This window comes from Streptomyces platensis, assembly GCF_008704855.1.
Lineage (GTDB): Bacteria > Actinomycetota > Actinomycetes > Streptomycetales > Streptomycetaceae > Streptomyces > Streptomyces platensis.
Genome location: NZ_CP023691.1, coordinates 1,314,707 through 1,336,069, shown reverse-complemented (window position 1 = coordinate 1,336,069; position 21,363 = coordinate 1,314,707). Strand labels below are relative to the sequence as shown.

The window sequence follows — 21,363 nt, the reverse complement described above, 5'->3', positions numbered from 1 at the left end:
TGATCGTGTCCTCCCGGGCCCCAGGTCTCAATCGAGTGTGACCGGGCCGGACGGCAGCGCCGCCAGCAGCATCAGGGCCACGTCGTCCTGCCGGTCCGCGTCGCCGTGCCGGTTCTCCAGGAGGGAGTCGGCGAGCCGGTCCGGGCCCAGTGGCGGGGCGTCGTTGAGGCGTCCGGCGAGGTCGGCGACGGAGAGATCCGGATCGGTCCCCGGCGTTTCGATCAGGCCGTCGGTGTAGAGCGCCAGGACGGATTTCGGCGGCAGGGTGATCTCCGTGGCGGAGTACCGGGCCCCGGGCTCGATGCCCAGCAGCAGCCCCGGGGGCACATGCAGCACCGTGGTGTGCCGGTCCGGGTGGCGCAGCAGCGGCGGCGGATGGCCGGCGCCGGCCAGGCGCGCCCGGCGGGTGCGCAGGTCGATATGGACGTACAGACAGCTGGTGAACAGACCCGGGTCCAGATCCGTCAGCAGCCGGTTCGTCCGGGCCAGCACCTCGTCCGGCGCCGCCCCGGCGGTGGCGTAGGCGCGGACGGCGGTGCGGACCTGCCCCATGAGGGCGGCCGCCGCCGCGTTGTGGCCCTGGACGTCACCGATGACGGCGGCGACGCTGTGCTCGTTGAGGCGGATCAGATCGTAGAAGTCGCCGCCGATGTCCATACCGCGGGTCGACGGCAGGTAACGGGCGGCGACGGCGAATCCCGGCACCGGGGGCAGCACATGCGGCAGCAGGCCGGCCTGGAGATCGTGCGCAAGCTGCTGCTTGGTGTCGTACAGGCGGGCCCGGTCCAGCGCCTGGGCGATCAGCCCCGCCAGTGAGGTCAGGACCTGGCGTTCCTCCAGGCTGAAGGTGCGGGCCCGGGTGTACGCGAGGATGCAGCAGCCGACCGGGCGGCCGGACACGATCAGCGGCAGCACGGCCCGCGCCGCCTTGCCGGTCAGCCGAGGCAGTCCCGGGTAGTCGCGTTCGATCTCCTCGGGGGACGAGAAGAAGCTGGGCTCCCCGGTGGCGAGGGCGTGGACGGCGGGGCTGTTGGCGGCGCCGAGAGCGACTCCTTCGAAGGCGGCGACCGCCTCGGCGGAGTAGCCGCGATGCCCGATGGTCCGCAGCCGGCCCGCCTCCGCCACGTACATGAGCATGCCTTGGGCGCCGAACGCCGGCACGATCTGGTCGGCGACGAGATCCGCCACATCCTGCGTCCCCACGGCCTCCGTGAGAGCCGCCGCGAGATGCAGCACGTGATAGATCTGCCCGGCCCGTACCGGCAGGACCTCCCCTTGCGCGGGTGCGGGCGCCACCGGGCCGTAGTCCTTGTCCGACGGGCTGATCCGCACGCTCAGACCTCTGCTGTCCGGGAAGAGCCGGAAGGTGAGCCAGTGGTGCGGCGGCCGGCTGGCGGTGAACGAGGTCGGCCGGCGGCTGAGCACCGCGGCGCGGTAGCGGTCCTCGAAGACCGGGTCGCGCAGCCACGGCAGAGCCTCCCAGGGGCGCGCGCCGATCAGCCGGCTGCCCTTCTCGCCGAGCAGCTCCGCCGCGCCCTGCGTGACCAGGGTGATACGTCCCTCCAGGTCGAGGGCGCAGCAGCCGCCGGGCAGCCGCTCCAGGTAGTCGGCCGCCGCCAGCGCCTCGTCCGGGCTCACGGCCCGCTTCGGCGGCGGCGCGAGGACTCGCGGCGCGTCGGACGGACCGGCGCCGTCGGGCCGGGGGTGCCGCGCCAGCGGCGCCGCCAGGCGCCGGCACGCGGCCGTCACCGCGTCGCGTTCCGCCGCCGACAGCTGGGACGCGTGGCCGGCGGGCCACAGCAGCAGCAAGGCGCCCAGGCTGCCGGCCGGGCTGCTGACCGGGGCCGCCGCCAGCGAGAAGTCATAGGGCGCCGCCACCGCCGTCCGCGGGAAGTCGCGGGCCATCTGCTGCTGGCCGCCCGCCCACACCAGACGCTGTTCGCGGGTGGCGACGGCGACCGGGATGGGGGCCGCCAGCGCCACCCGGTCCCACGGGGCCAGGAAGGGCGCCGGCACTCCGCTCATGACGGTCAGCTGGAGGACCGGCGCGTCGGCCGCCAGCACATAGACCCCGCCGACGGACGCCCCGGTCTCCGCCATCGCACGCAGCAGCGCCCGGCCCACCGGGTCGGCCGCCGGGCCGGGCCCGTTCCCGCCGGTCATCGCGCACCTGCGCACTGTCGTCGTGCCATCGAGACCCACTCCGGCCCGCCGGTTTCTCCCCGTGCCGAGAGCGCCATGACGTCTCTCCCGGGACAGTGCTGACGTTACGCCGCCCACCGGGCCCCGGCACTCGCTGCCTGGCCGGTGCCGGCAGCCCCGGGACCAGGCATTTCGGCTCCAAGATGCGCTCAGCTCAAGCCGCGTATCATGAAATGGCGCCTCTTTGTAGTGGCGCGGGCAGCATGTCGCCTCCGATTTCGGAGAGAAACATGGCCACAGGCGAAGAGGACGAGACCGAACGAGTTCGGCGTCCGTCCGGTAAGAAGACCGCCAAGAAAACCGTCAAAAAAACCGCCGGAAGCGCCAGCAGTGTCCCGGCCGGCCACCGCGAGAGCGAAAGCGACAGCGAAGAGCCGCGCACCGGCCGTCGTGTTTCGGCGCCACGTGCCATGCGGTACGCGGCGGACCAGCTCAAGGAACTGCTGGGGCGGGCTCCCGAGTCCGTCTCCGCGGTGCAGCCGACGGAGGACGGCTGGCAGGCGGACGTGGAAGTCCTGGAGCTGGAACGCGTCCCCGGGACCACCAGCGTGATGGCGACCTACCGGGTGGTGCTGGACAAGGAAGGCGAACTGGTGGCGTACGAGCGCACCCGCCGCTACACCCGAGGCCAGATCGACCGCCGATAGGGCCCCGGGAAGCCACCCGGGAACGTTCGCCCGGCGAACGAGACGGCCGCTCCGTAAGGCCGGAGCGAGCCGGTGAAGGGAGGCACCGTGACTGTGGTGCCGCAAGGCGGAGGACCCGTTGCCGCAGGTGGCGGCGGAGGCTCCGGAAACCTCTACGACATCCTCGATCTGATCCTGGACCGCGGTCTGGTCATCGACGCCTTTGTGCGTGTGTCGTTGGTGGGCATCGAGATCCTCAAGATCGACGCCCGCATCGTCGTCGCGAGCGTCGACACCTACCTGCGCTTCGCCGAGGCCTGCAACCGCCTCGACCTGGAAGCGGGACGCAAGGCACCCTCCCAGCTGACCGACCTCGTCGGTGAGGTGACCGAGGGCGGCTCGCACGGCAAGACCAAGGGCGCGCTGTCCGGGGCCGCGGAAGCGGTGACCGACGCACTCAAGGGCGGCGGTGACGACGACGAGGAACACGAGTCGAGGCGCAAGGAGCCCGCCGAGCGGCGCGAGCGGTCCGCTCGCCGGCCGGCCCGGCGCCGAAAGGAGTGAGGGATGTCGGTCTACGTCTACTCCATCCTCGCGACCACCCATCCGCAGAACCTGGAGGGCCTCCACGGGGTGGGAAACCCCCCGTCCGAGCTCCGCACGGTGCAGAGCAAGCAGCTGTCCGCCGTCGTCAGCGACGCCCCGGAGGAGCTGCGGCCCAAGCGCCGCGACCTCGGCGCGCACCAGGCCGTCCAGGAACGGCTGATGGCCGACGGCACCGTCCTGCCCTTGCAGTTCGGCTTCACGACCACGGACGACGAGGCCGTACGGGCCGTCCTGAAAGAGCGGGCGGACGAATTCGCCGAGCGGCTGGAGGCGTTGGAGGGCTGCGCCGAATACCACCTGAAGGCTGCCCAGGACGAGGACGCGCTGCTGCGGCAGATCCTCACGGAGTCGGATCAGGCACGACAGCTCAACGAACAGATCAGAAGCGGCAACGCGGCACCCGAACTCCCGCTCGCCCTCGGTGAGATGGTCTCCCAGGAAGTGCAGGCACGACAGGAGCAACTCGCCGCCCGAGTCCTCGACGCGCTGCGCGGCTTCGCCCGGGAGGAGCGCCTCTCACCACCGACCGGGAACGACTTCCTGAGCGTGTCCTTCCTGGTGGAGCAGGACAACGAGAAGAGTTTCCTCGGTGCGCAGCGGGATCTCGCCAAGGAGCTGGGGGAGGACTTCGACCTCCGCCTGCTCGGCCCGCTGCCCGCCTACAGTTTCGTCTAGGGGGTCCCCATGGGCCTGTTGAGTCAGATTGCCACCCTTCCGCTGGCGCCGGTGCGCGGCGTGGCCTGGGTCATGGAACGCGCCCTCGACGCGGCGGAGCAGGAGTACTACGACCCCGAACCCATCGAGCGGGAACTCGCCGAGCTCGAACGCGCGCTGCTGGCGGGAGAGATCTCCGAGGAGGCCTTCGACCGGCGAGAGGACGAGCTGCTGGACCGGCTGGACGAGATCAGGGCCCATGCCCAGGGCACCAACAGCTGACCGCGGTGGCCGCCGCGGAACGGGAGCGCCGCCCCGCGCTCCCGTCGCAACGCGTGGAATCGAGGTGCAGCGGCCGTGAACGAACCCGTCGCCAGGAGAATGGGCGACTATCCGTCCCGGGCCGGCCCGTACGGCGGGCAGGGCTCCTCGGCCAACCTTGCCGACATCTTGGAGCGGGTCCTGGACAAGGGCATCGTCATCGCCGGCGACATCCAGATCAACCTGCTGGACATCGAACTGCTCACCATCAAACTGCGCCTGCTGGTCGCCTCGGTGGACAAGGCGAAGGAGATGGGCATCGACTGGTGGGAGCACGACCCCTCGCTCTCGTCCCGCGCGTCCGACGGCTACCGCTCGCTCGCCGACGAGAACAAACGGCTGCGCGCCGAGATCCGGGCCATGCGGGAGGGCGACGAACTGCCCGCGGCCGAGGAGGAGGACGAGGAGGAGTACGAGTACGAGGATGAGGAGGAGGGGGAGGCCGAGGCCGAGGACAAGCCCCGTCCCGCCGCCCGCCGGGCCACCCGCGGCACCGGTGGCGCCCGTGCCAAACGGCCCGAGCCCCGCCCCCGTACCAAGAAGCGGCGGGACACCTCATGACCGAGCTCATCAGCTATGCGTACGCGGTCGCGCGGGATACCGGCGGGTCGCTGGCGGAGGCGCTGGCCGGACTGCCGGGGGTCGCGGACGCACCGGTGCATCTGGTCCGGGCCGGGGAGCGCGGTGACGTGGTGGTCGCCGTGAGCCCGGTGCCCGAGGAGGACTTCCACGAGGCCGCGCTGCGCGCCAACTTGGAGGATCTGGAGTGGCTGGAGTCGGTGGCCCGCGCCCATCACCGGGTGATCGAGGCGCTGGCCGCCCGTACCACCGTCCTGCCGCTCCGGCTGGCGACGGTGTACCTCGATGACGAGCGGGTGCGCAGCATGCTGGAGGCCCGTCAGGAGGCGTTCGCCGGCCGGCTGGCCGAACTGGCCGCACACACGGAGTGGGGCGTCAAGATCTATGTCGAGGCGCCCGCGCCCACCGACCGGCCGGCCGCGCCGCCCGCGGACGCGGACACCGGCCTGAGCCCCGGGCGCGCCTACCTCAGCCACCGCAAGGCACAGCGGCACGCCCGGGAGGACGCCTACCGCGACGCAGAAGAGGTCGCCCGGCGGGTCGAGGCCGCCGCCCGCGGCCATGCGGTCGACCGGGTCCAGCACCGGGTGCAGCAGGGCGAACTCGCCCGCGGGCCGGGCGAGAACGTCGTCAACGACGCCTACCTCGTGCCGCTCGGGCAGGCCGAGAGCTTCCGTGCCGACGTCAGCCGGGCCGCCGAGGGGCTGTCCGGGGTACGCGTGGAGGTCACCGGGCCCTGGGCCCCGTACTCCTTCGCCACGCCGCCCGAGACCGAACCGGTGCCGGGAGCCGCTCCATGAGGCCGGCGGGCGGGCCGCCGGCAACGACGGACGAACCTCTGCCGGACCGGCAGATCGCACTGATCGATCTGCTGGACCGGCTGCTCAGCGGTGGTGTGGTCCTCACCGGCGATGTCGTGCTCTCCATCGCCGACATCGACCTCGTCCGCATCTCGCTGCGCGCCCTGATCGTCTCCATCAGCGAACAGAACCCCTCCCCGTGGTCCGCCCTCACCACCCCGGTACGGGACGACCATGACGGCTGAGGACCGCCGCCCCGGCAACCGGTTCGACGATGTCGCCGACGCGGCCGACCGGGCCTTCCGCCTGCTGCCCGCGGCACCCCAGGACATCCCGCCGCCCGGCGGCCCGGCGGCCCGGCATCCGGCGCACCGGATCAGCGCCGACCCCGACACGGTGGAGCGGGACCTGATCAAGCTCGTCCTCACTCTGGTCGAGCTGCTGCGCCAGCTGATGGAACGCCAGGCCCTGCAACGCGTCGACGCCGGGGACCTCACCGAGGAACAGGAGGAACGCCTGGGAGCGACGCTGATGATTCTGCACGACCGCATGGTGGAACTCTGCGCCCGCTATGAACTGACGATGCAGGACCTCAATTTGGATCTCGGGCCGCTCGGGACCCTGCTGCCACCCGCCGAAGAACCCTGAAGGGAGCACACCATGGGTATCGCCAAGAAGACCAGAAACCTCGGCCATATTGTCGAGGGAAAGGCCAAGGAAACGACGGGGAGGGCCCTCGGAAACAAAGGCCTCCAAAGGCGGGGCAAGGCGGAACAGGCCCTGGGGAAAATGAAGCAGGCGGTGGAAAAGGGCCGGGACACGCTTAAGCACTGACCGCCGCGGCCCCGCCGTCGCCTTTCCGCGACGGCGGGGCCGGCGCCCTGGGGTGGGCCACCCGAGGGGCTTCGGTCAGGGCTGCCGGCGCGCCTGCTCGGCGGCCGCCCGGCCCGCCTCGGACAGCCCGTTGGCGGAGCCTGTGCTGAGGGTGCCGCCGGCGCTCTCCAGATGCGCCCGGACGAACCACTGGAAGAGTTCCAGGGACCGCAGATGCTCGATGAGCAGGTCCTGAGTCACCGGGTCGATGCCGTCGGTGGCGGCCACCGCCGCCCGGTGGTCCTTGATGACGCCCGAGTAGACGACGTCCAGCGCACCGAGGTGCTCGATGGCCTGCGCCCGTCCGACGGAGTAGTCGTCCCAGGTCCGCTCGGCGGTCAGCGCGCCGGGCGTCCCGGTGGGGGAGCCGCCGAGCGTCGCGATGCGCTCCGCGGTCGCGTCGACCATGGCACGGACCGCGTCGACTTGCGGATCGAGCATTTCGTGGACGGCGATGAAGTGCGGCCCCACGACATTCCAGTGCACATGCTTGAGAGTGAGGGCCAGGTCATTGAGCGCGTGCAGCCTCATCCGCAGCCGTCCGATGACCTCTCCCCCTTCGGTCTCGGTCATACCGGGAACGGTATAGGCGGGGGAATTGCTCGCAGCCACGATGCATTCTCCTTTCACCACAGGTCGGCTCTTCCTGTCGTGCCAGTCCGCGTGCCCGGCAACTCGGCCCGGAAACACCGGGACGCCTCGCATTCCGCATTCCGTCCCGCGGCCGGGGCCGTTCCGACGTGCGAGGCCCCACGCCGCCCGTACGGGCCCTCACCGCTGGTTGAAGCGGTCGGCCGCCCGTTCGTTGAGGGCGCCGAGGACACCGCGGAGCCGACGGGCCGGTGGCTGTTCCCCGGCGGCGACCGTCGAACCGTCGACGGTGCCGCGGGCCCCGTTGCGGGGGAGCACCCGGGCGACCGCGGACGCCAGCCGGGTGGTGGTCACCGGGGCCAGCCCGTGCGCCGTGGCGCCGAGCCTGGCCGCCGGCGTCAGCACGATCCGGGGCCGCCGCCGCTGGAGCGCGGTCACGATGCGCTCCGCCGCCCGTTCGGCGTTCATGGAGAGCACCGGGGCCCCGGCCAGCGCCGAGAACCAGGCGTACTCCCGGCGCCGGTCCCCGCCGAAGAGGGCGTGCAGATGTGATCCGGTGCGCATCAGTCCGGGGTGGACCGCGGTCACCGTGACACCGTGCGGTGCCTCCTCCGCATGCAGCCCTTCGGCCAGCGCGGCCACCGCGGACTTGGCGCAGGAGTACGGCAGCAGATGGGGCACCGCCAGCAGGCCGCCGACCGACCCGACCAGCGCCAGCCGGCCGCCGGCCGGGCTGCGCCGCAGGTGGGGGAGGGCGGCGAGCGCGGTGTTCAGGGCCCCGTTGAAGACCGAGTCCATCGCTTCCTCGAAGCCGTCGGAGCCCAGCGCGTCGGCCGGGCCGACCTGGATGATGCCGGCGTTGGCGATGACGATGTCCAGCCCGCCGTGCTCCTCGGCGATCTCCGCGAGCCGGTCCTGCACCGCGGCACGGTCCCGTACATCGCACACCACGGCGCGCACCGTCCCGCCGCCCCACTGCCGCAGCTTCCCGACGGCCCTGCCGAGTTCGGCCTCGTCCCTGGCCAGCAGCACGACATCGCAGCCGCGCCGCAGCAGCTGGCGGGCCATGAGCAGCCCGAGTCCCCGCGAGCCGCCGGTGACGACAGCGGTGAGCCCTCCGATCGGGGGAGCGGCCGGAAGCACACGCATGATGAGCCCTTCCACTGGACGCGGATCGGCACGGCCGGGCACGGCCCCACGGGGCGGGGCCGGACGCGCACGCTCTTCGACGGTAGCGGGCGGCGGCTCACGGCGGGCCGGGCGTACGGCCGCTGAGCAGGGCGTTCGCGCACCCGCACGGAGGGATTGCCGGGCGGCCGGGGGCGGGTGAGGCCCGGGAGGGGGCGCAGCACCCACCAGGGGGCGTTCGGCCAGTCGGGCGGTGGCGGCCACCGGGGGGAGCGGCGAGTGCCCGGCCCGGCCGCGTGCCCCGCCCCGTCCCGGAGCGCGCCCGCGAACGCCTCAGCCCGCGCCGGGCAACTGCACGTAAACGGTGCCGTCGCCCTCCACGCTCACCCGGAAGGAGGGCTGGGGAGCGGTCGCCGGACCGCCGACGTTCGCGCCGTCCGAGAGCCGGAAGACGCTGCCGTGCCAGGGGCAGGTCACACAGCCGTCGGCGAGGGTGCCGTCCGTCAGCGGCCCGGACAGATGGCTGCACCGCCCGGCCAGCACATGGATCTCACCGCCCGTCTGACGCACCACCAGCAGGGGCACTTCACCGAGCTCCCGGCGCACGGCCTCGCCGACCGGGAAGTCCGCCACGCTGCCCACGGGGTGCCAGCCCTCTTCCAGCAGATGGGGGACCGGCTCCGCCTTGTTGGGCCCCGCAGCCTGCCGGAAGGCGAGATGCCCGCCGAGCAGGCCGCCGGCGCCGGCCGCGGACAGCCCGGCGAACCCGAGCAGCTTGCCGCGCGCGGTGCTGCCGCGGCCGCGATGCACCCAGGACCTCGCGTAGAGGCCGATGGCCAGGGCCATCGACCCCGCATGCACCAGCCCGGTACGCATCTGGTCCTCGTGCTGCTCGGCCCAGTCCACCCAGCCGGCCCATGCGGCCGGTACGGCCGCCAGGACGCCCACCCCCACGAGGAGGCGGGCGCCGCGCCGGGTACCCGGGACGGTGTCCAGCACCGCGGCGGACATCCAGGCGCCCATCGGCAGCTGCACCAGCGCCGGGTGCAGCGGATGACCGATCGGCAGGCCGTGCAGCACATCGCGGAAGCGCCCCAGAGGCAGGCCGCGCACCACCCGCTGCACCGGGCCGATCACCGTGTCCAGCTGTTCCCAACGGCCCGGCGCGTCAAGTGATTTCACGAGTGCGGAGCTCATTCCTCCTCTTCCTCCTCGTCTTCCTCTTCCTCATCCCATTCGCCGTCCTCGCCCTCTTCTTCCTCCTCGCCTTCCTCGTCTTCGTCCGCGGCTTCCTCCTCGTCCTCGTACTCGCCGTCCTCTTCGTACTCCTCGCCCTCGTCCTCGCCTTCGCGTTCTTCGCCCTCGCGCTCCTCGGCCTCTTCGTCCTCGATGGCCTCTTCGTGGGTCCGGACGACCTCGCCCTCGCGGATTTCGCCGCGCCAGCCCTCCGGCTCCTCGTCGGTGAGCGTGACGTAGCGCTGGAAGTGCTTGAAGTCCAGCCGCAGCCGCCGTCCTTGGACGCGCCAGATATTTCCGGTCTTCTCGAAGAATCCCGAGGCGTAATACTCGACGACCAGCACGATGCGGGTCAGATTCGGCGCCAGTTCGTGGAAGCTGACGGCACCGCGGGTCGATCCCTTGGCACCCTCGGATGTCCAGACGATGCGTTCGTCCGGCACCTGCTCCTGGACAGTGGCCTTCCAGCCCCGGGTCGACGGACCGACCTTGGCTTTCCAGTCACTGGTCGTCTCATCGTGCATCGACACATTGCGGACGCCCTTGGTGAAGCCGCTGAACTTCTCGTACTGCGTCCAGTGGTCGTAGGCAGTGCGCAGCGGCACCCCGACGTCGAGGACCTCGATGATGTTGGTGACCTTCTGGTCCCCCGATTTGCGCTTTCCCTTTCCGCCGCCGAAGAGCTCCTTGGCCTTTCCGGTGACGGTGTCCTTCACGTTCTCCGCCGTCCCCTTGAGGGCGGCCTTGACGGGCGAGTCACCGCCGAGGAGATTGCCCGCGATCTTGGACAGCGATCCGCCGCCCTCCGCGACATCGGTGAGCTGTCCGGTCACATCCGTCAGTTTGCCGCCGGCCTTTCCGGCCAGGTTCCCCACCCATTGCGTCGCGTAGTTCCCCAGTTCGTCTCGCAGCCGATCGAGGCCCGAGCCCATGTCGTTCTGTCCCGTCTTGGCCATGACCGGTTACCTCCGGCGCTCGACGCGCGATGCTGTCTTCTTGGCGCTCTTCTTCGCAGGAGCTGCCTTCTTCTGCGCGGCAGTCTTCTTCGCAGGAGCCTTTTTGGCGGCAGCCTTGCCCGCCGTCTTCTTGGCCGCGGCCGTCTTGCCCGTGGTCTTCTTCGCGGCGGTTTTCTTGGCCGCGGTCTTCTTTGCCGGGGCCGCCTTCTTGGCGGGTGCCTTCTTGGCTGTCTTCTGTGCGGTGGTCTTCTTCGCCGCCGTCTTCTTCGCGGCCGTCTTCTTTGCCGCGGTCTTCTTGGCGGGCGCGGTCTTCTTCGCCGCGGTCTTCCGGCTGTCGGCCGCCTTCTTCCCGGCGGCCTTCTTGGCGGGCGGCCCACCCCGCTTCTGTGCGCCGGCTCGTGGCCTACGCCGACGGGGCCGCTCCTCGGGCTCCTCTTCCTCTTCTTCTTCCTCCTCCTCGGGCTCCTCCTCCGCACCCTCGCCCTCGTCGTACTCCTCTTCCGGCTCTTCTTCCTCCTCGGGCTCCTCCTCTTCTTCTTCTTCCTCTTCCTCCTCCGGCTCTTCCTCCTCGTCGTACTCGAATTCCCCCTCTTCCTCCTCGCCTTCTTCCTCCTCCGGGCCGAATTCGAGCACGCGGGTACGGTCGTGGAGGGTGTCGGCGAGCGTCTCCAGACGGCGGTTGGCCGCGGTCGTCAGGGCCTTCTTCCCGACGTCCAGCACCTCTCCGCGCAGCTGGTCACCCAGCTCTGCGACCTGGGGAATCTCGCTGAGTTTGCGCAGCCCCTGAGTCACGAGCTGACGTGGTTCGAGCCCGAATTGACGCCCGGCGACATAGGACGCCATCGTGAGCGCGAACCGGCCCTTCTTCGTCCGGCCCAGCACATAACCACCGGCCAAGGCGGCGGCCAGCAGGACCTTGGTTCCGTCATTCATGGGTGCGTCACCTTTTCCCGGTTTTCCCGGCCGTGCAGCCGATGGGCGTCTGTGCAGGGCCCCGCCACGCGGTGGCATCGTTCTGCCCTACTCTCCAGGGTGGTCGGAGTCGCGGCCTCCGCATCTTGAGCGGACCGAAAAGCCCCCGGGACCACGCTCTGAAAGGGCCCGGTGCCGCTGGGTTGCCGGGGCATGGGGCCGTGAACCGTCGGTTGCGGCCGGCCCGGCAGGGGGGCCACGGCAACGGGCTCACGGCAGGTGTGCGGGAGCTGTGCAACGGCCCTAGGCTCGGAATATGCCGGGAACACGCCGTGCACCGTCTCGTGTGGGAGTAGGGGGAGCGCGGTGTGTTCGCCGGCGCATGACAGCCCTGCGGCTGTCGGCCCTGGCGGCGGTGGTGGCGCTGCTCTGTGTTTTCGCGGGAACTCCGGCCGCGGGGGCCGTCGATGACCCCGAGCTGACGCCGTTCTACCAGCAGACACTGTCCTGGGAGCCCTGTGGCCAGGACCTCCAGAACGGCGCGCAGAGCGACGGCGCCTCCCAGCCGCCCGGCTTCCGGGAACGCCTGGAGTGCGCCCGTATGGAGGTGCCGCGGGACTACGCCAATCCCAAGCGGAGCACGATGCAGGTCCAGCTGATCCGGCTGAAGGCGACCGGGCCCGGCGAGCACCTCGGCTCACTGGTGATCAACCCCGGAGGGCCGGGTGCTTCCGGCGTCAACTATCTGATCGACAGCGGGAACGCCTTCGCCCGGCTGAACCAGCGCTACGACATCGTCAGCTTCGATCCGCGCGGCACCGGCCACACCGAACCCATCTCCTGCGGCAGCAAACTCGCCACGGGCGGTGACGACAGCCTCGCCACGAAGGAGAAGCACATCAACGAGGCCTGCGGCCGGTACTCCGGCGGGCTGCTGCGCTGGGTCGGCACCCCCGATGTCGCCCGGGACATGGACGTCCTGCGCGCCGCGGTCGGCAACGACAAGCTCAACTACCTGGGTTTCTCCTACGGCAGCAAGCTGGGCGCGGTCTATGCCCATGAGTTCCCCGACAAGGTCGGCCGGATGGTCCTGGACAGCGTCGAGGACCCGACCAAGAACACCTGGCAGACCGCACTGGCCCAGGCCCGGGGCTTCCAGCGGGCGCTGGACGACTTCGCCGCCGACTGCCTCCAGGGCGTGGGCTGCCCACTGGGCGGCGACAAGCGCCAGGCGCAGGAGCAACTGCGGACGTGGTACCAGGAGTTGAGTGAACGGCCGATGAAGGTGAAGGGCGAGACGGTGGATGAGACCACCTATGTGTACGCCTTGCGGGAGGCCCTCTACAGCAGAAGCGACTGGCCGCAACTGCGCCAGGCGCTGGCGCAGCTGCGGCGGGGCGACGCCGCCGGGATCCTCCGCCTGAGCGAGAGCGGCGGCGGCAGCGCCGCCCGTACGGTCCCGGCACCGCAGGTGGGGCGGGACGAGCTACCGCCGCAGGACCAGCTGGCCCTCCGGGCGATCTCGTGCCGGGACACCTCGGAACGCTATGGCGCCGACGACTACCCCCGGGCGGAGCGCGAACTCACCAAGGCGTCCCCGCTCTTCGGGCCGGACATCGCCCCGCTCCTGCTGGACTGCTACGGCTGGCCGGTGGCGGGCGATGACTCCTCCCGCGTGGTCGCGGCGCCCGATGCGCCGCCCCTGCTGCTCGTCGCGACCAGCAACGACCCGGCGACGCCGTACGAGGGCGCCTTCAACATGGCCCGTGAGCTGGGCAATTCGAGTGTCGTGCTGACCTTCCACGGTGAGGGACATGCCGCCTACACCACCGGAGACCTCTGTGTGCAGCGCCATGTCGACGACTTCCTGCTGAACGGGGTCCTGCCGAAGGCCGGTACGTCCTGCGGCTGATGGGTGGGGCCGGCGGCGGAACGAAGACCGCATGGCCGGGACCTACTTGTAGTAACGGGGGGTGTCCTCGACATCGATGACCGGGGCGCCCGGGGACGGCGGCTGGACGCGCCGCCGCTTCAGAATGCTCACATAGGTCGCGAGCCCGATGATGCCGACGATCATCATGATGATGCCGACCAGGTCGACGTTGATGCCGGCCATGTGCCAGTCCACCGCGAAGGTGAGAATCGCCCCCACCGCGAGCAGACCGATGCATCCGCCGATACCCATGGCGTCAGCCTCCGTAACTGTATGGGCAGTAAGGCCTGATGACGCTCGCGTACCCCGCGGCGGACGCCTTATGTGCACAGGCAGGGCAGGGCAGGGCAGGGCAGGGCGGCCACCGGCGGCCGGGGCCCGGTGGCGGGAGGCGGGCGGCTCAGCCGGCCCGCCGCCCGCCCCTGCCCGCGGTCTTCTTCGCCGCGGTCTGCTTCTTGGCGGCGGTCTTCTTGGCGGCGGCCTTCGTGGCGGTGCTCTTGGTGGCGGTGGACTTCGCCGCCGTGCTCTTCTTCGCCGTGCTCTTCTTCGCGGTACGGCCGGACCGGGGCGCGGCCTCCTCGTCCTCGCCGCGGGACCTCTTGGCCGCCCGGACGCTGTCCTGGAGGGCCGCCATCAGGTCCATCACCTCGCCGGCGGGCTGCTCCTCGCCGGCCGGGAACTCCGGCTCACGGTGCGCCAGCTTCGCCGCCACGATCTCTTCGAGCGACTCCCGGTAGTGATCGTGCAGATCGTCGTCCGACAGCTCGCCGAAGGAGTCCATCAGGGCCTCGGCGGCCGACACCTCGTTGCGGGCGACCTCCGCCTGCCGCTCGGGCAGCACCCCGTCCATCGAACGGATCTGGTGCGGCCACAGCAGCACCTGCATGACCAGCGCATCCTCCATCGGGCGGATCATCGCGAGGGTCTCCCGCCCGTGCAGCGCGATCTTGCCGAGCCCGACGCGCTGATGCCGCTCCATCGCCTCCCGCAGCAGCACATAGGGCTTGGCCGCGGCGGGGCTGTCGATGCCCAGGTAGTAGCCCTTGCCCATCTGTAGCGGGTCGATGTCGCCGCCGGCGACGAAGGCCAGGATCGTCAGGGTCTTCGCGGTGGGCAGCGGCAGCGCGTCCAGATCCTCGTCGCTCAGCGGGACGACCGTGTCGCCGTCGCCGGGCTTGTAGCCCCGGCCGATCTCGTCCTGGGTGATCTCGACGCCCTCCAGCGAGCACACGGGCTGATTGCGCACCCGCCCGCCGTCCGCCGTATGGATCCGTACAAAGCTCACCGACGCGGAGGTGTCCGTGGCGTTGTACGCGGCGACCGGGATCGTGACCAGGCCGAAGCTGATGGAGAACTTCGCCGTGGGGCGCATGGGGGCCGCCTTCATCGGAGCCATTCGGCACCATGCTAGGCGGGGCGGACGGACCGTACATCCCGGGCGATACCGGGTGCGCCGAACGGGTGGCGACGGCGGGGACGCCCCCTCGCCGCTGCGGCGCCTCCCGCCGGTTCAGCCCGGCCGGGCGGTGACCCGGCCCTCCCGGACCGCGTCCACGAGTGCCTGGTGATCGCGCTCGTTCTGGTCCGCGTAACGCTCCGCGAACCGCGCCAGCGCCTCATCGAAGACCGTTCCCCGCCCGAGGTAGGCGGCGATCGCGATCCGGTCGCCGGAGCGGGCGTGCGCGCGGGCCAGCGTGGCACCGCAGCGCACCGCGAACCGCCGCATGCCCACCGGCACCATCGAGTCCGCGGGCATGATGCCCTTCCAGTCGCGCAGCTGGCGTACGTAGAAGTCGCGGTCGCGGCCGTCGATCCCGGTGACCCGGTCCCAGCCGAGAAAGATGTCACTGGCGGCCTGCATCAGCCGCTGGCCGTCCACGACGCGTTCGCCCTGGTTGCGCTGGAGGGCCGCGCCGGCGTACGGGGCGAGGACCGATTCGTCGGCCTCCTTGGCCTGGAGCAGCAGCGGGTCTTCGGTGTCCTTGCCGAGCAGCAGCACGATCCAGCAGCGGGTGCCCACACTGCCCACGCCCACGACCTTGCGGGCCATGTCGACCACCCGGTACTGCTCCAGCAGCCGCCGGTGGTCCGACCGCAGAGTGCCGGCATAGCCCTCGATCAGCCCGTGGATCCGCTCCTCCAGCTCATCGCGCGCCACGTCCGGCAGCAGCTCGTCCAGCGGCGCGATCAAGGGGGGATCTGCGGCGAAGCGGACCCGGCCGTCGGCGCTCTTCCGGGTCAGCTTGTGGAACGCCTGCACGGTGTCGTGCGTACGGGCTTCCGTGATGACCCGGGACATCCTCGCCCGGCCCCTGCTGCCCAGCTCCTGCGCCTCCTCGGCCTGCACGTCGGCCATGTCGGCATGGGCGTACCAGACCTCCAGGGTCCGCAGGTCCGCGTACTGACGCATCCGGTCGCGGTAGGACGCGCAGGCGGTCCGGACGATGCCGGCCCGGACCGTCTCGCTGAAACCGTTGCCGCGGCCCGCGATGGCGAAGCTGGCCGCCAGCCGTTTGACGTCCCACTCCCACGGCCCGGGCAGGGTCTCGTCGAAGTCGTTGATATCGAACATCAGATGCCGCTCGGGGGAGGCCAGCAGCCGGAAGTTCAGCAGATGGGCGTCCCCGCACAGCTGGGTCCGCAGCCCCGTCGACGGGGTGGTCGCCAGGTCCGCGGCCATGATGGCGGCGGCACCGCGGTAGAAGCGGAACGGCGACTCCAGCATCCGTCCGTAGCGGATGGGTACCAACTCCGGTACGCGGACGGCCGATTGCCGCTCGATGATGTCCACCGGATCGGCGCGGTCCGCCGTGGGCTGGAAGTCCGCATGACGGGAGCGGGGCACTTCGGAGCGAAGTGCCCTGCCCCGTTCCGCGCGTTCCTGTGCGGTGGGTCCGGTGGTCATGGCCGGTGCCGGAGGGTTCAGCTCACCTGGTGGCGGCGTGGCGGTGGTTGTCCGTACACAGCGCCCAGATGATGAAGATGTCGATGGCGATCAGCACGATGGCCCAGAACGGGTAGTGCGGAATCCACAGGAAGTTCGCGAGCGCACCCAGGCCGGCCAGGATCACACCGATGACCCGTGCCCACATCGCCCCGGTCGCGAGCAGTGCGACACCCGCGAGCAGGATGACGATGCCCAGGATGAGATGGATCCAGCCCCAGCCCGTGAGGTTGAAGGAGAAGACGTAGTTCTGTGTGGTGACGAAGACCTGGTCCTTGGCGAGGGCGGAGATGCCTTCCAGGAAGGCCATCGCGCCACCGAAAATCATCAGGACCGCGGCGAACGCCGTCCAGCCGCCCACATATCGCTTCTGAGTGGCCATGGGTCACTCCTCACTTGAGAAACCTGGCCGTCCATACCGGACCCGCCGGTGACCAGCAGTGCAATCCACGTTTACACAGGGGCCGGTCGTCCGCATGTCAGGGACGTTCGAAGGCCTGGAGCACACCGGCGACCGCGAAGCACAGGGCTCCCGTGAGAGTGCCCCAGTTGGCGACGCCGACACTGATCTCACTGCCGGTCTCCGGACGGGTGAACGCGGCCACCGCGGAGACCATGAAGAGCACGGATCCCAGCTGATTGACCGCGACGATCCACCAGCCGAGGCTGCGCCGGTGGATGCACGGCCGGCCGTGGCAGATCTCGGCGATCGCCAGATGACCCGAGATCAGGAACAGCAGACAGCCGATCATGTCGGGCGCCCAGACCAGCCGGTCCAGCTGGCGGCTCGTGAGCCCCTGGAGAAAGGAATCCAGCAGATTGACGCCGAACACCAGCGTCCCTGCGAACAGCACGAACGTACTGAGCCAGTCGATCCGGCCCGGCTCGTAGCTCCACCACCGGAAGCGGTGCGTGGTCAGCGAACCGGCCATGCTCTCCCGCCGCGGCGCGTTGATGGCCTGAACGAGTGAGGCATAGCCGCCCAGGGTGAAGAACACCCCGCCGGTGAAGTAGATCGTGGCGCTGGTGGCCGGGCCCGAACTCCACTGGGCGAGCGCCGCGCCGAGGGCGAAGAGGGCCCCGCCGATCGTGAAGGAGACCGCGGCCACGCCGTTGAGCCGGCGCAGCCGGTCGAGCGCCGGGGCGCCGGCGCGCTGCGCACTGGTCTCGGCGGCGCCCTCGGGCCGTACGGCGAGCGTCCCGCGCTTACGGGCCGCCCGCGACTCCCAGACGGCGGTGCCGCCCTCTTCGAGGCGCCAGGTCAGCCGGGTGATGAACGGTCCCGCGCCCTCGGCACGCTCCTCGGAATTCCGCACCCGCCGAGCGTAGAACCTGTCCGCCGGGTCGGCGCGGGCCACACCGACCCATGGGCAGGCCCTGGCGATCCGCCGTGGGATGGCCAGGGCCTGCCTTGTCAGCGTGGTGCGGGTGTACCCCGCAGCTCCGGGGCCGGCGGTCCGGAGCTGCCCGGTGGCGCGGCCCGTCCCACGCCCGGGGCCGGGAGCGGATCGGGCGCGGGGCCGGGCTCCGGCCCCGGCGGCGCCGGATGGGGCGGGACCGGGTCCGGCTCGGGACGTGGTGGCTGCGGGGGCACCGGATCGGGGCCCGGTGCGGGGATCGGGCCGGGGACCGGCCCCGGCGTGGGTCCTGGTGGCCCGGGGCCCGGGCCCGGGGTGGGCGGGACCGGGTCCGGATGGGTGATGCCCGGCGGTCGTGATGGCTGTCGCACCGTCATGAGCTCCTCACACGTCGCTCCTCCGCGGCCGGACGCCCGGCGCCCGCTCCGCGCGGCATGCTGGTTCTCCTTGCCGATCCCGCGCCGGCCATGCGGCATACGGCGTACGGACTCCGCGAGGTACCTCCTCACTGTGCGGCGCCCCGGATCGCCCGGCGACACGGACGGCGAACGGCCGCGCCGCGCCCCGCACCACCCGGACGCGCGAGCGTACGGCGGCCCGGAGCGGGTACCCCCGCCCGCATGAACGCCACAGACAGCGGCACCGGCACGGACACGGTGCGCGCCGGCCGCCGCACCGTGCGGATCCACCGGCCGGAGAAGGTCCTGTTCCCCGACGACGGGCTGACCAAGGCCGAGGTCGTCGGCTACTACCGCCGGGTGGCCGCGGCGATGGTTCCGCAGCTCCGGGGGCGGCCGCTGATGCTGGAACGGCTTCCGGAGGGCCTCGGCGGCCCGCAGTTCATGCAGAAGGACACCCCCGGCCACTACCCCGACTGGATCCGCCGGGCGGAGGTCACCAAGGAGGGCGGCACCGTCACCCACACCGTCTGCGACGACAAGGCGACCCTGCTGTTCCTCGCCGACCAGGCCTGTCTCACCTTCCACCGCTGGCTGTCCCGGGCCGGCCGGCCCGACCACCCCGACCGGCTGGTGTTCGATCTCGACCCGCCCGGCCCGGACTTCGAAGCCGTACGGGAGGCCGCCCGGCAGCTCTGCGGACTGCTCGGTGAACTCGGGCTGCCGGCCGCCCTGATGACCACGGGGTCCAAGGGCCTGCACGTCATCGTGCCGCTGGACGGCAAGAGCGACTTCGACACGGTCCGCGGCTTCGCCCAGGACGCCGCCGAGGTGCTGGCGGCGCGTCACCCGGACCGCCTCACCACCGCCGTACGCAAGAAGTCCCGCGGCGACCGGCTCTACCTCGATGTGCAGCGCAACGCCTACGCCCAGACGGCCGTCGCGCCCTGGTCGATGCGGGCGAAACCGGGCGGGCCGGTCGCCACGCCGATCACCCGTCAGCAGCTCGACGATCCCCAACTCACCGCGCAGAGCTGGACGGTGAGGGATGTCGAGGGTGTGCTGGAGCAGATGGCGGCGCGGCCGTGGTCCGGGGCGCCGGCCCGTGGGCGGTCCCTGCGTACGGCGCGCCGGCGGCTCGACGCACTGCGGTGAGCGGTGCGGCGGCCGTCGGGAGCAGACCTCCGGCGCCACCTCACCCCTGATCCTCCTGCGGCGTCGCCTCGCGCCCGTCGCCGCCCGCGGTCACCGCTTCGTCGAGCTGCCGCCGCTCCCGCCGCGCCCGCGCCCGGTCCCTGGGCGTCGCCTCCGTGACGTCCAGGAAGACCTGGTCGGCGATCGGCCACTGCTCACGGACGGCCGACTTCACCCGCACCAGGACCTCTTCGACCTCCTCGCTGTCCAGCCCGGCGACGAGATCGACCCGGGCCGCGATCAGCGTGGAGCGGGTGCCCAGCCGCATGGTCAGCAGGGTGGTCACCGTGTCGATCTCCGGCTGCTCCTCCAGGAACGTCCTAAGGGCCCGGCGCAGCGCCGGGTGGGCCGCCTCGCCGATGATCTGGCCACGGGACTCCTTGGCGAGCTGATAGGCGACGAACACCAGCAGCGCGCCGATGAGCATGGAGGCCCAGGCCTCCCACTGCACCTCGCCGGTGATCATGTGAAGTCCCACGCCGGCCATGGCGACCAGCACACCGAAACACGCGGTGGAATCCTCGGCCAGCACCGTCCGCAGCGCCGGGTCGTCGGCCGTCCGGACGGCCTTCCGCATGCTGAGCCCTGCTTGCCGTGCCTGGCCACGGACCTGGAGCAGGGCGCGGACCAGCGAGGATCCCTCGGCGAACAGCGCGACGGCCAGCACGACGAGGCCCGCGACATAGCCCGCGAAGGTCTCCGAGTGGTGCGAGCGCAGCGCCTCGATGCCCTGGAAGAAGGAGAAACAGCCGCCCATGACGAAAATGCCGACCGCGGCGAGCAGGGACCAGAAGTACCGCTCCTTGCCGTAGCCGAAAGGGTGCCGGCTGTCGGGCGCGCGGGTGCTGCGCTTGAGCGAGGCGAGCAGGAACAGCTCGTTGAGGCTGTCGGCGACCGAATGCGCCGCCTCGGACAACAGCGCGGGCGAGCCCGCGAACAGCCCGCCGGCCAGCTTGGCCACGGCGATCACCAGATTGGCGCCGAGCGCCACGAAAACCGTGACCGCCGTCCTGGCGTCCTCCGCGTCCTTCCCGTCCTGCCGGTCCGGCCGGCCGGTGGAGTGCGGTGCAGCGTCTGCGTGCCGGGACAAGCGTGGCCTCCCCGTCGTCGGTCGGACCGCCGTCGCGAGCGTAGCCGCCCGGACCTGGGCGCGCATACGGTGCGGTGCCGTTGCGCCCCTCGGAGCAGTGGCTGTTTCCCGCCGTGCGGACCGGGGAGGGTGACTGCGGACCCCACCGGAACAACGGAGGACAGGACGTGGCCGACACTTCCCGCAAGGACGTGGTCCGCCGGTACGGGCGCGCGCGATGAGCCCCCGCGGCGGGCAGCGGGCGCTGGCCCGCACCCTGCTGGAGCGGCACGGCGAAACGTTCGCCGCGGAGAGCGGCATCCGGCTCGCGAACACCCCGCAGCCGCTGTACCAGACGCTGGTGCTGGCCGGGCTGCTCAGTGCGCGGATCCGCGCCTCGGTGGCGGTGGCGGCCGCCCGGGCGCTGTTCGGCGCGGGACTGCGCACTCCCCGGCGGATGGCGGACGCGACCTGGCAGCAAAGGGTCGACGCCCTGGGCGAGGGCGGCTACCGGCGCTACGACGAGCGCACCGCCACCCAGCTCGGGGACGGTGCCACGCTGCTGCTGGACCGGTACGGCGGCGATCTGCGGCGGATGCGGGACGCGGCCGACGGCGACCTCGGGGCGCTGCGCAGTGCCCTGCGGGAGGTGCCCGGCCTGGGGCCCGCGGGCTGCGACATCTTTCTGCGCGAGGTCCAGGGCGTCTGGCCCGAACTCGCCCCGTATCTCGACGCCAAGGCGGTCCAGGGGGCGGAGCGGCTGGGCCTGCCGGGCGACAGCGGGAAGCTGGCCCGGCTGGTCGGTGCGGACGAGACCGCGGCGTTCGCCTCGGGGCTGGTGCGCGCGGCGCTGGACCGGTCCGTCGCCGAGGAGGTACGGGAGGCCGCGGGAGCCTGAAACGGGCGGGGCACGGCCCGGAGACGCGGCCGCGGGCACGGCCGCCGCGGGCACGGCCCGGCACGTGGCCGTGGGCAGCGCCGGG

The 21,363-nt window shown here is 71.6% G+C and carries 24 protein-coding genes; 12 read left to right on the top strand and 12 right to left on the bottom strand.

From position 1 onward, the window contains the following. Window positions 1–27: 27 nt before the first annotated feature. A complete protein-coding gene (locus CP981_RS05520) occupies window positions 28–2,163 on the bottom strand; it encodes a SpoIIE family protein phosphatase (protein ID WP_085924009.1) in 2,136 nt (711 codons plus the stop codon). Window positions 2,164–2,432: 269 nt separating this feature from the next. On the opposite strand from CP981_RS05520, the gene CP981_RS05515 reads away from it, so the two are divergent. The 9 genes from CP981_RS05515 to CP981_RS05475 all read left to right on the top strand — a co-directional run bounded on the left by CP981_RS05515 (window position 2,433) and on the right by CP981_RS05475 (window position 6,622). Beyond that, a complete protein-coding gene (locus tag CP981_RS05515; protein ID WP_085924008.1) occupies window positions 2,433–2,849 on the top strand; it encodes a gas vesicle protein GvpO in 417 nt (138 codons plus the stop codon). 87 nt (window positions 2,850–2,936) lie between these two features. Next, on the top strand, window positions 2,937–3,392 hold the full coding sequence (locus CP981_RS05510) for a gas vesicle structural protein GvpA (protein WP_190841441.1): 456 nt from the start codon (window positions 2,937–2,939) through the stop codon (window positions 3,390–3,392). Window positions 3,393–3,395: 3 nt separating this feature from the next. Next, the gene (locus CP981_RS05505; RefSeq protein WP_085924007.1) at window positions 3,396–4,109 is read left to right on the top strand and encodes a GvpL/GvpF family gas vesicle protein; all 714 of its coding nucleotides are present in this window, start codon (window positions 3,396–3,398) and stop codon (window positions 4,107–4,109) included. Between the two features lie 9 nt (window positions 4,110–4,118). Next, the gene (locus CP981_RS05500; protein WP_085924006.1) at window positions 4,119–4,370 is read left to right on the top strand and encodes a gas vesicle protein GvpG; all 252 of its coding nucleotides are present in this window, start codon (window positions 4,119–4,121) and stop codon (window positions 4,368–4,370) included. Between the two features lie 99 nt (window positions 4,371–4,469). Further along, window positions 4,470–4,970, top strand: a complete 501-nt coding sequence (locus CP981_RS05495) for a gas vesicle protein (protein ID WP_085924005.1) — start codon at window positions 4,470–4,472, stop codon at window positions 4,968–4,970. Then, window positions 4,967–5,788 (top strand): GvpL/GvpF family gas vesicle protein, encoded by an 822-nt coding sequence (locus tag CP981_RS05490; protein ID WP_085924004.1) that lies wholly within the window; start codon window positions 4,967–4,969, stop codon window positions 5,786–5,788. The genes CP981_RS05495 and CP981_RS05490 overlap by 4 nt, the downstream gene beginning before the upstream one ends. Beyond that, window positions 5,785–6,033, top strand: coding sequence for a gas vesicle protein (locus CP981_RS05485; RefSeq protein WP_085924003.1), 249 nt, complete (start codon window positions 5,785–5,787; stop codon window positions 6,031–6,033). The genes CP981_RS05490 and CP981_RS05485 overlap by 4 nt, the downstream gene beginning before the upstream one ends. Then, on the top strand, window positions 6,023–6,436 hold the full coding sequence (locus CP981_RS05480; protein ID WP_042160321.1) for a gas vesicle protein K: 414 nt from the start codon (window positions 6,023–6,025) through the stop codon (window positions 6,434–6,436). The genes CP981_RS05485 and CP981_RS05480 overlap by 11 nt, the downstream gene beginning before the upstream one ends. A gap of 12 nt (window positions 6,437–6,448) precedes the next feature. After that, complete coding sequence (locus CP981_RS05475; RefSeq protein WP_085924002.1) at window positions 6,449–6,622, top strand: CsbD family protein; 174 nt, start codon at window positions 6,449–6,451, stop codon at window positions 6,620–6,622. A 75-nt stretch (window positions 6,623–6,697) separates the two neighbouring features. On the opposite strand, the gene CP981_RS05470 is transcribed toward CP981_RS05475, so the two are convergent. From CP981_RS05470 to CP981_RS38100, 5 genes are all read right to left on the bottom strand, one after another. After that, complete coding sequence (locus CP981_RS05470) at window positions 6,698–7,234, bottom strand: Dps family protein (protein WP_085924001.1); 537 nt, start codon at window positions 7,232–7,234, stop codon at window positions 6,698–6,700. Between the two features lie 198 nt (window positions 7,235–7,432). Next, complete coding sequence (locus CP981_RS05465) at window positions 7,433–8,401, bottom strand: SDR family NAD(P)-dependent oxidoreductase (protein ID WP_085924000.1); 969 nt, start codon at window positions 8,399–8,401, stop codon at window positions 7,433–7,435. 312 nt (window positions 8,402–8,713) lie between these two features. Then, complete coding sequence (locus tag CP981_RS05460; protein ID WP_085923999.1) at window positions 8,714–9,577, bottom strand: Rieske (2Fe-2S) protein; 864 nt, start codon at window positions 9,575–9,577, stop codon at window positions 8,714–8,716. Next, window positions 9,574–10,572 (bottom strand): SRPBCC family protein, encoded by a 999-nt coding sequence (locus CP981_RS05455; RefSeq protein WP_085923998.1) that lies wholly within the window; start codon window positions 10,570–10,572, stop codon window positions 9,574–9,576. Before CP981_RS05455 ends, CP981_RS05460 begins: the two co-directional genes overlap by 4 nt. A gap of 6 nt (window positions 10,573–10,578) precedes the next feature. After that, window positions 10,579–11,505, bottom strand: a complete 927-nt coding sequence (locus tag CP981_RS38100; RefSeq protein ID WP_208852897.1) for a histone H1-like repetitive region-containing protein — start codon at window positions 11,503–11,505, stop codon at window positions 10,579–10,581. A 361-nt stretch (window positions 11,506–11,866) separates the two neighbouring features. On the opposite strand from CP981_RS38100, the gene CP981_RS05445 reads away from it, so the two are divergent. Further along, on the top strand, window positions 11,867–13,396 hold the full coding sequence (locus CP981_RS05445; protein WP_085923997.1) for an alpha/beta hydrolase: 1,530 nt from the start codon (window positions 11,867–11,869) through the stop codon (window positions 13,394–13,396). 42 nt (window positions 13,397–13,438) lie between these two features. Here CP981_RS05445 and CP981_RS05440 read toward each other — a convergent pair whose 3' ends face one another. From CP981_RS05440 to CP981_RS05420, 5 genes are all read right to left on the bottom strand, one after another. After that, on the bottom strand, window positions 13,439–13,669 hold the full coding sequence (locus CP981_RS05440) for a hypothetical protein (RefSeq protein ID WP_085923996.1): 231 nt from the start codon (window positions 13,667–13,669) through the stop codon (window positions 13,439–13,441). A gap of 148 nt (window positions 13,670–13,817) precedes the next feature. Then, window positions 13,818–14,789, bottom strand: coding sequence for a non-homologous end joining protein Ku (gene ku / locus CP981_RS05435; RefSeq protein ID WP_085923995.1), 972 nt, complete (start codon window positions 14,787–14,789; stop codon window positions 13,818–13,820). 138 nt (window positions 14,790–14,927) lie between these two features. After that, window positions 14,928–16,322, bottom strand: coding sequence for a DUF2252 domain-containing protein (locus CP981_RS05430; RefSeq protein ID WP_085923994.1), 1,395 nt, complete (start codon window positions 16,320–16,322; stop codon window positions 14,928–14,930). Window positions 16,323–16,344: 22 nt separating this feature from the next. Further along, a complete protein-coding gene (locus tag CP981_RS05425) occupies window positions 16,345–16,743 on the bottom strand; it encodes a DUF7144 family membrane protein (RefSeq protein ID WP_085923993.1) in 399 nt (132 codons plus the stop codon). Window positions 16,744–16,840: 97 nt separating this feature from the next. Next, complete coding sequence (locus tag CP981_RS05420; protein WP_085924066.1) at window positions 16,841–17,677, bottom strand: hypothetical protein; 837 nt, start codon at window positions 17,675–17,677, stop codon at window positions 16,841–16,843. Window positions 17,678–18,339: 662 nt separating this feature from the next. On the opposite strand from CP981_RS05420, the gene ligD reads away from it, so the two are divergent. Then, window positions 18,340–19,272, top strand: a complete 933-nt coding sequence (gene ligD, locus CP981_RS05410) for a non-homologous end-joining DNA ligase (protein WP_085923991.1) — start codon at window positions 18,340–18,342, stop codon at window positions 19,270–19,272. Window positions 19,273–19,312: 40 nt separating this feature from the next. On the opposite strand, the gene CP981_RS05405 is transcribed toward ligD, so the two are convergent. Continuing rightward, window positions 19,313–20,401: a cation diffusion facilitator family transporter gene (locus CP981_RS05405; protein WP_244329563.1), complete on the bottom strand. Its 1,089-nt coding sequence runs from the start codon at window positions 20,399–20,401 to the stop codon at window positions 19,313–19,315. A gap of 217 nt (window positions 20,402–20,618) precedes the next feature. On the opposite strand from CP981_RS05405, the gene CP981_RS05400 reads away from it, so the two are divergent. After that, the gene (locus CP981_RS05400) at window positions 20,619–21,278 is read left to right on the top strand and encodes an endonuclease (RefSeq protein WP_085923989.1); all 660 of its coding nucleotides are present in this window, start codon (window positions 20,619–20,621) and stop codon (window positions 21,276–21,278) included. Window positions 21,279–21,363 lie beyond the last annotated feature (85 nt).

Excerpts from the sequence above, each read along its gene's own strand:
- CP981_RS05520 (WP_085924009.1), bottom strand. The coding sequence starts at position 2,163 with ATGACCGGCGGGAACGGGCCCGGCCCGGCGGCCGACCCGGTGGGCCGG.
- CP981_RS05515 (WP_085924008.1), top strand. The coding sequence starts at position 2,433 with ATGGCCACAGGCGAAGAGGACGAGACCGAACGAGTTCGGCGTCCGTCC.
- CP981_RS05505 (WP_085924007.1), top strand. The coding sequence starts at position 3,396 with ATGTCGGTCTACGTCTACTCCATCCTCGCGACCACCCATCCGCAGAAC.
- CP981_RS05500 (WP_085924006.1), top strand. The coding sequence starts at position 4,119 with ATGGGCCTGTTGAGTCAGATTGCCACCCTTCCGCTGGCGCCGGTGCGC.
- CP981_RS05495 (WP_085924005.1), top strand. The coding sequence starts at position 4,470 with ATGGGCGACTATCCGTCCCGGGCCGGCCCGTACGGCGGGCAGGGCTCC.
- CP981_RS05490 (WP_085924004.1), top strand. The coding sequence starts at position 4,967 with ATGACCGAGCTCATCAGCTATGCGTACGCGGTCGCGCGGGATACCGGC.
- CP981_RS05485 (WP_085924003.1), top strand. The coding sequence starts at position 5,785 with ATGAGGCCGGCGGGCGGGCCGCCGGCAACGACGGACGAACCTCTGCCG.
- CP981_RS05480 (WP_042160321.1), top strand. The coding sequence starts at position 6,023 with ATGACGGCTGAGGACCGCCGCCCCGGCAACCGGTTCGACGATGTCGCC.
- CP981_RS05475 (WP_085924002.1), top strand. The coding sequence starts at position 6,449 with ATGGGTATCGCCAAGAAGACCAGAAACCTCGGCCATATTGTCGAGGGA.
- CP981_RS05470 (WP_085924001.1), bottom strand. The coding sequence starts at position 7,234 with ATGACCGAGACCGAAGGGGGAGAGGTCATCGGACGGCTGCGGATGAGG.
- CP981_RS05465 (WP_085924000.1), bottom strand. The coding sequence starts at position 8,401 with ATGCGTGTGCTTCCGGCCGCTCCCCCGATCGGAGGGCTCACCGCTGTC.
- CP981_RS05460 (WP_085923999.1), bottom strand. The coding sequence starts at position 9,577 with ATGAGCTCCGCACTCGTGAAATCACTTGACGCGCCGGGCCGTTGGGAA.
- CP981_RS05455 (WP_085923998.1), bottom strand. The coding sequence starts at position 10,572 with ATGGCCAAGACGGGACAGAACGACATGGGCTCGGGCCTCGATCGGCTG.
- CP981_RS38100 (WP_208852897.1), bottom strand. The coding sequence starts at position 11,505 with ATGAATGACGGAACCAAGGTCCTGCTGGCCGCCGCCTTGGCCGGTGGT.
- CP981_RS05445 (WP_085923997.1), top strand. The coding sequence starts at position 11,867 with ATGACAGCCCTGCGGCTGTCGGCCCTGGCGGCGGTGGTGGCGCTGCTC.
- CP981_RS05440 (WP_085923996.1), bottom strand. The coding sequence starts at position 13,669 with ATGGGTATCGGCGGATGCATCGGTCTGCTCGCGGTGGGGGCGATTCTC.
- ku (WP_085923995.1), bottom strand. The coding sequence starts at position 14,789 with ATGCGCCCCACGGCGAAGTTCTCCATCAGCTTCGGCCTGGTCACGATC.
- CP981_RS05430 (WP_085923994.1), bottom strand. The coding sequence starts at position 16,322 with ATGACCACCGGACCCACCGCACAGGAACGCGCGGAACGGGGCAGGGCA.
- CP981_RS05425 (WP_085923993.1), bottom strand. The coding sequence starts at position 16,743 with ATGGCCACTCAGAAGCGATATGTGGGCGGCTGGACGGCGTTCGCCGCG.
- ligD (WP_085923991.1), top strand. The coding sequence starts at position 18,340 with ATGAACGCCACAGACAGCGGCACCGGCACGGACACGGTGCGCGCCGGC.
- CP981_RS05400 (WP_085923989.1), top strand. The coding sequence starts at position 20,619 with ATGAGCCCCCGCGGCGGGCAGCGGGCGCTGGCCCGCACCCTGCTGGAG.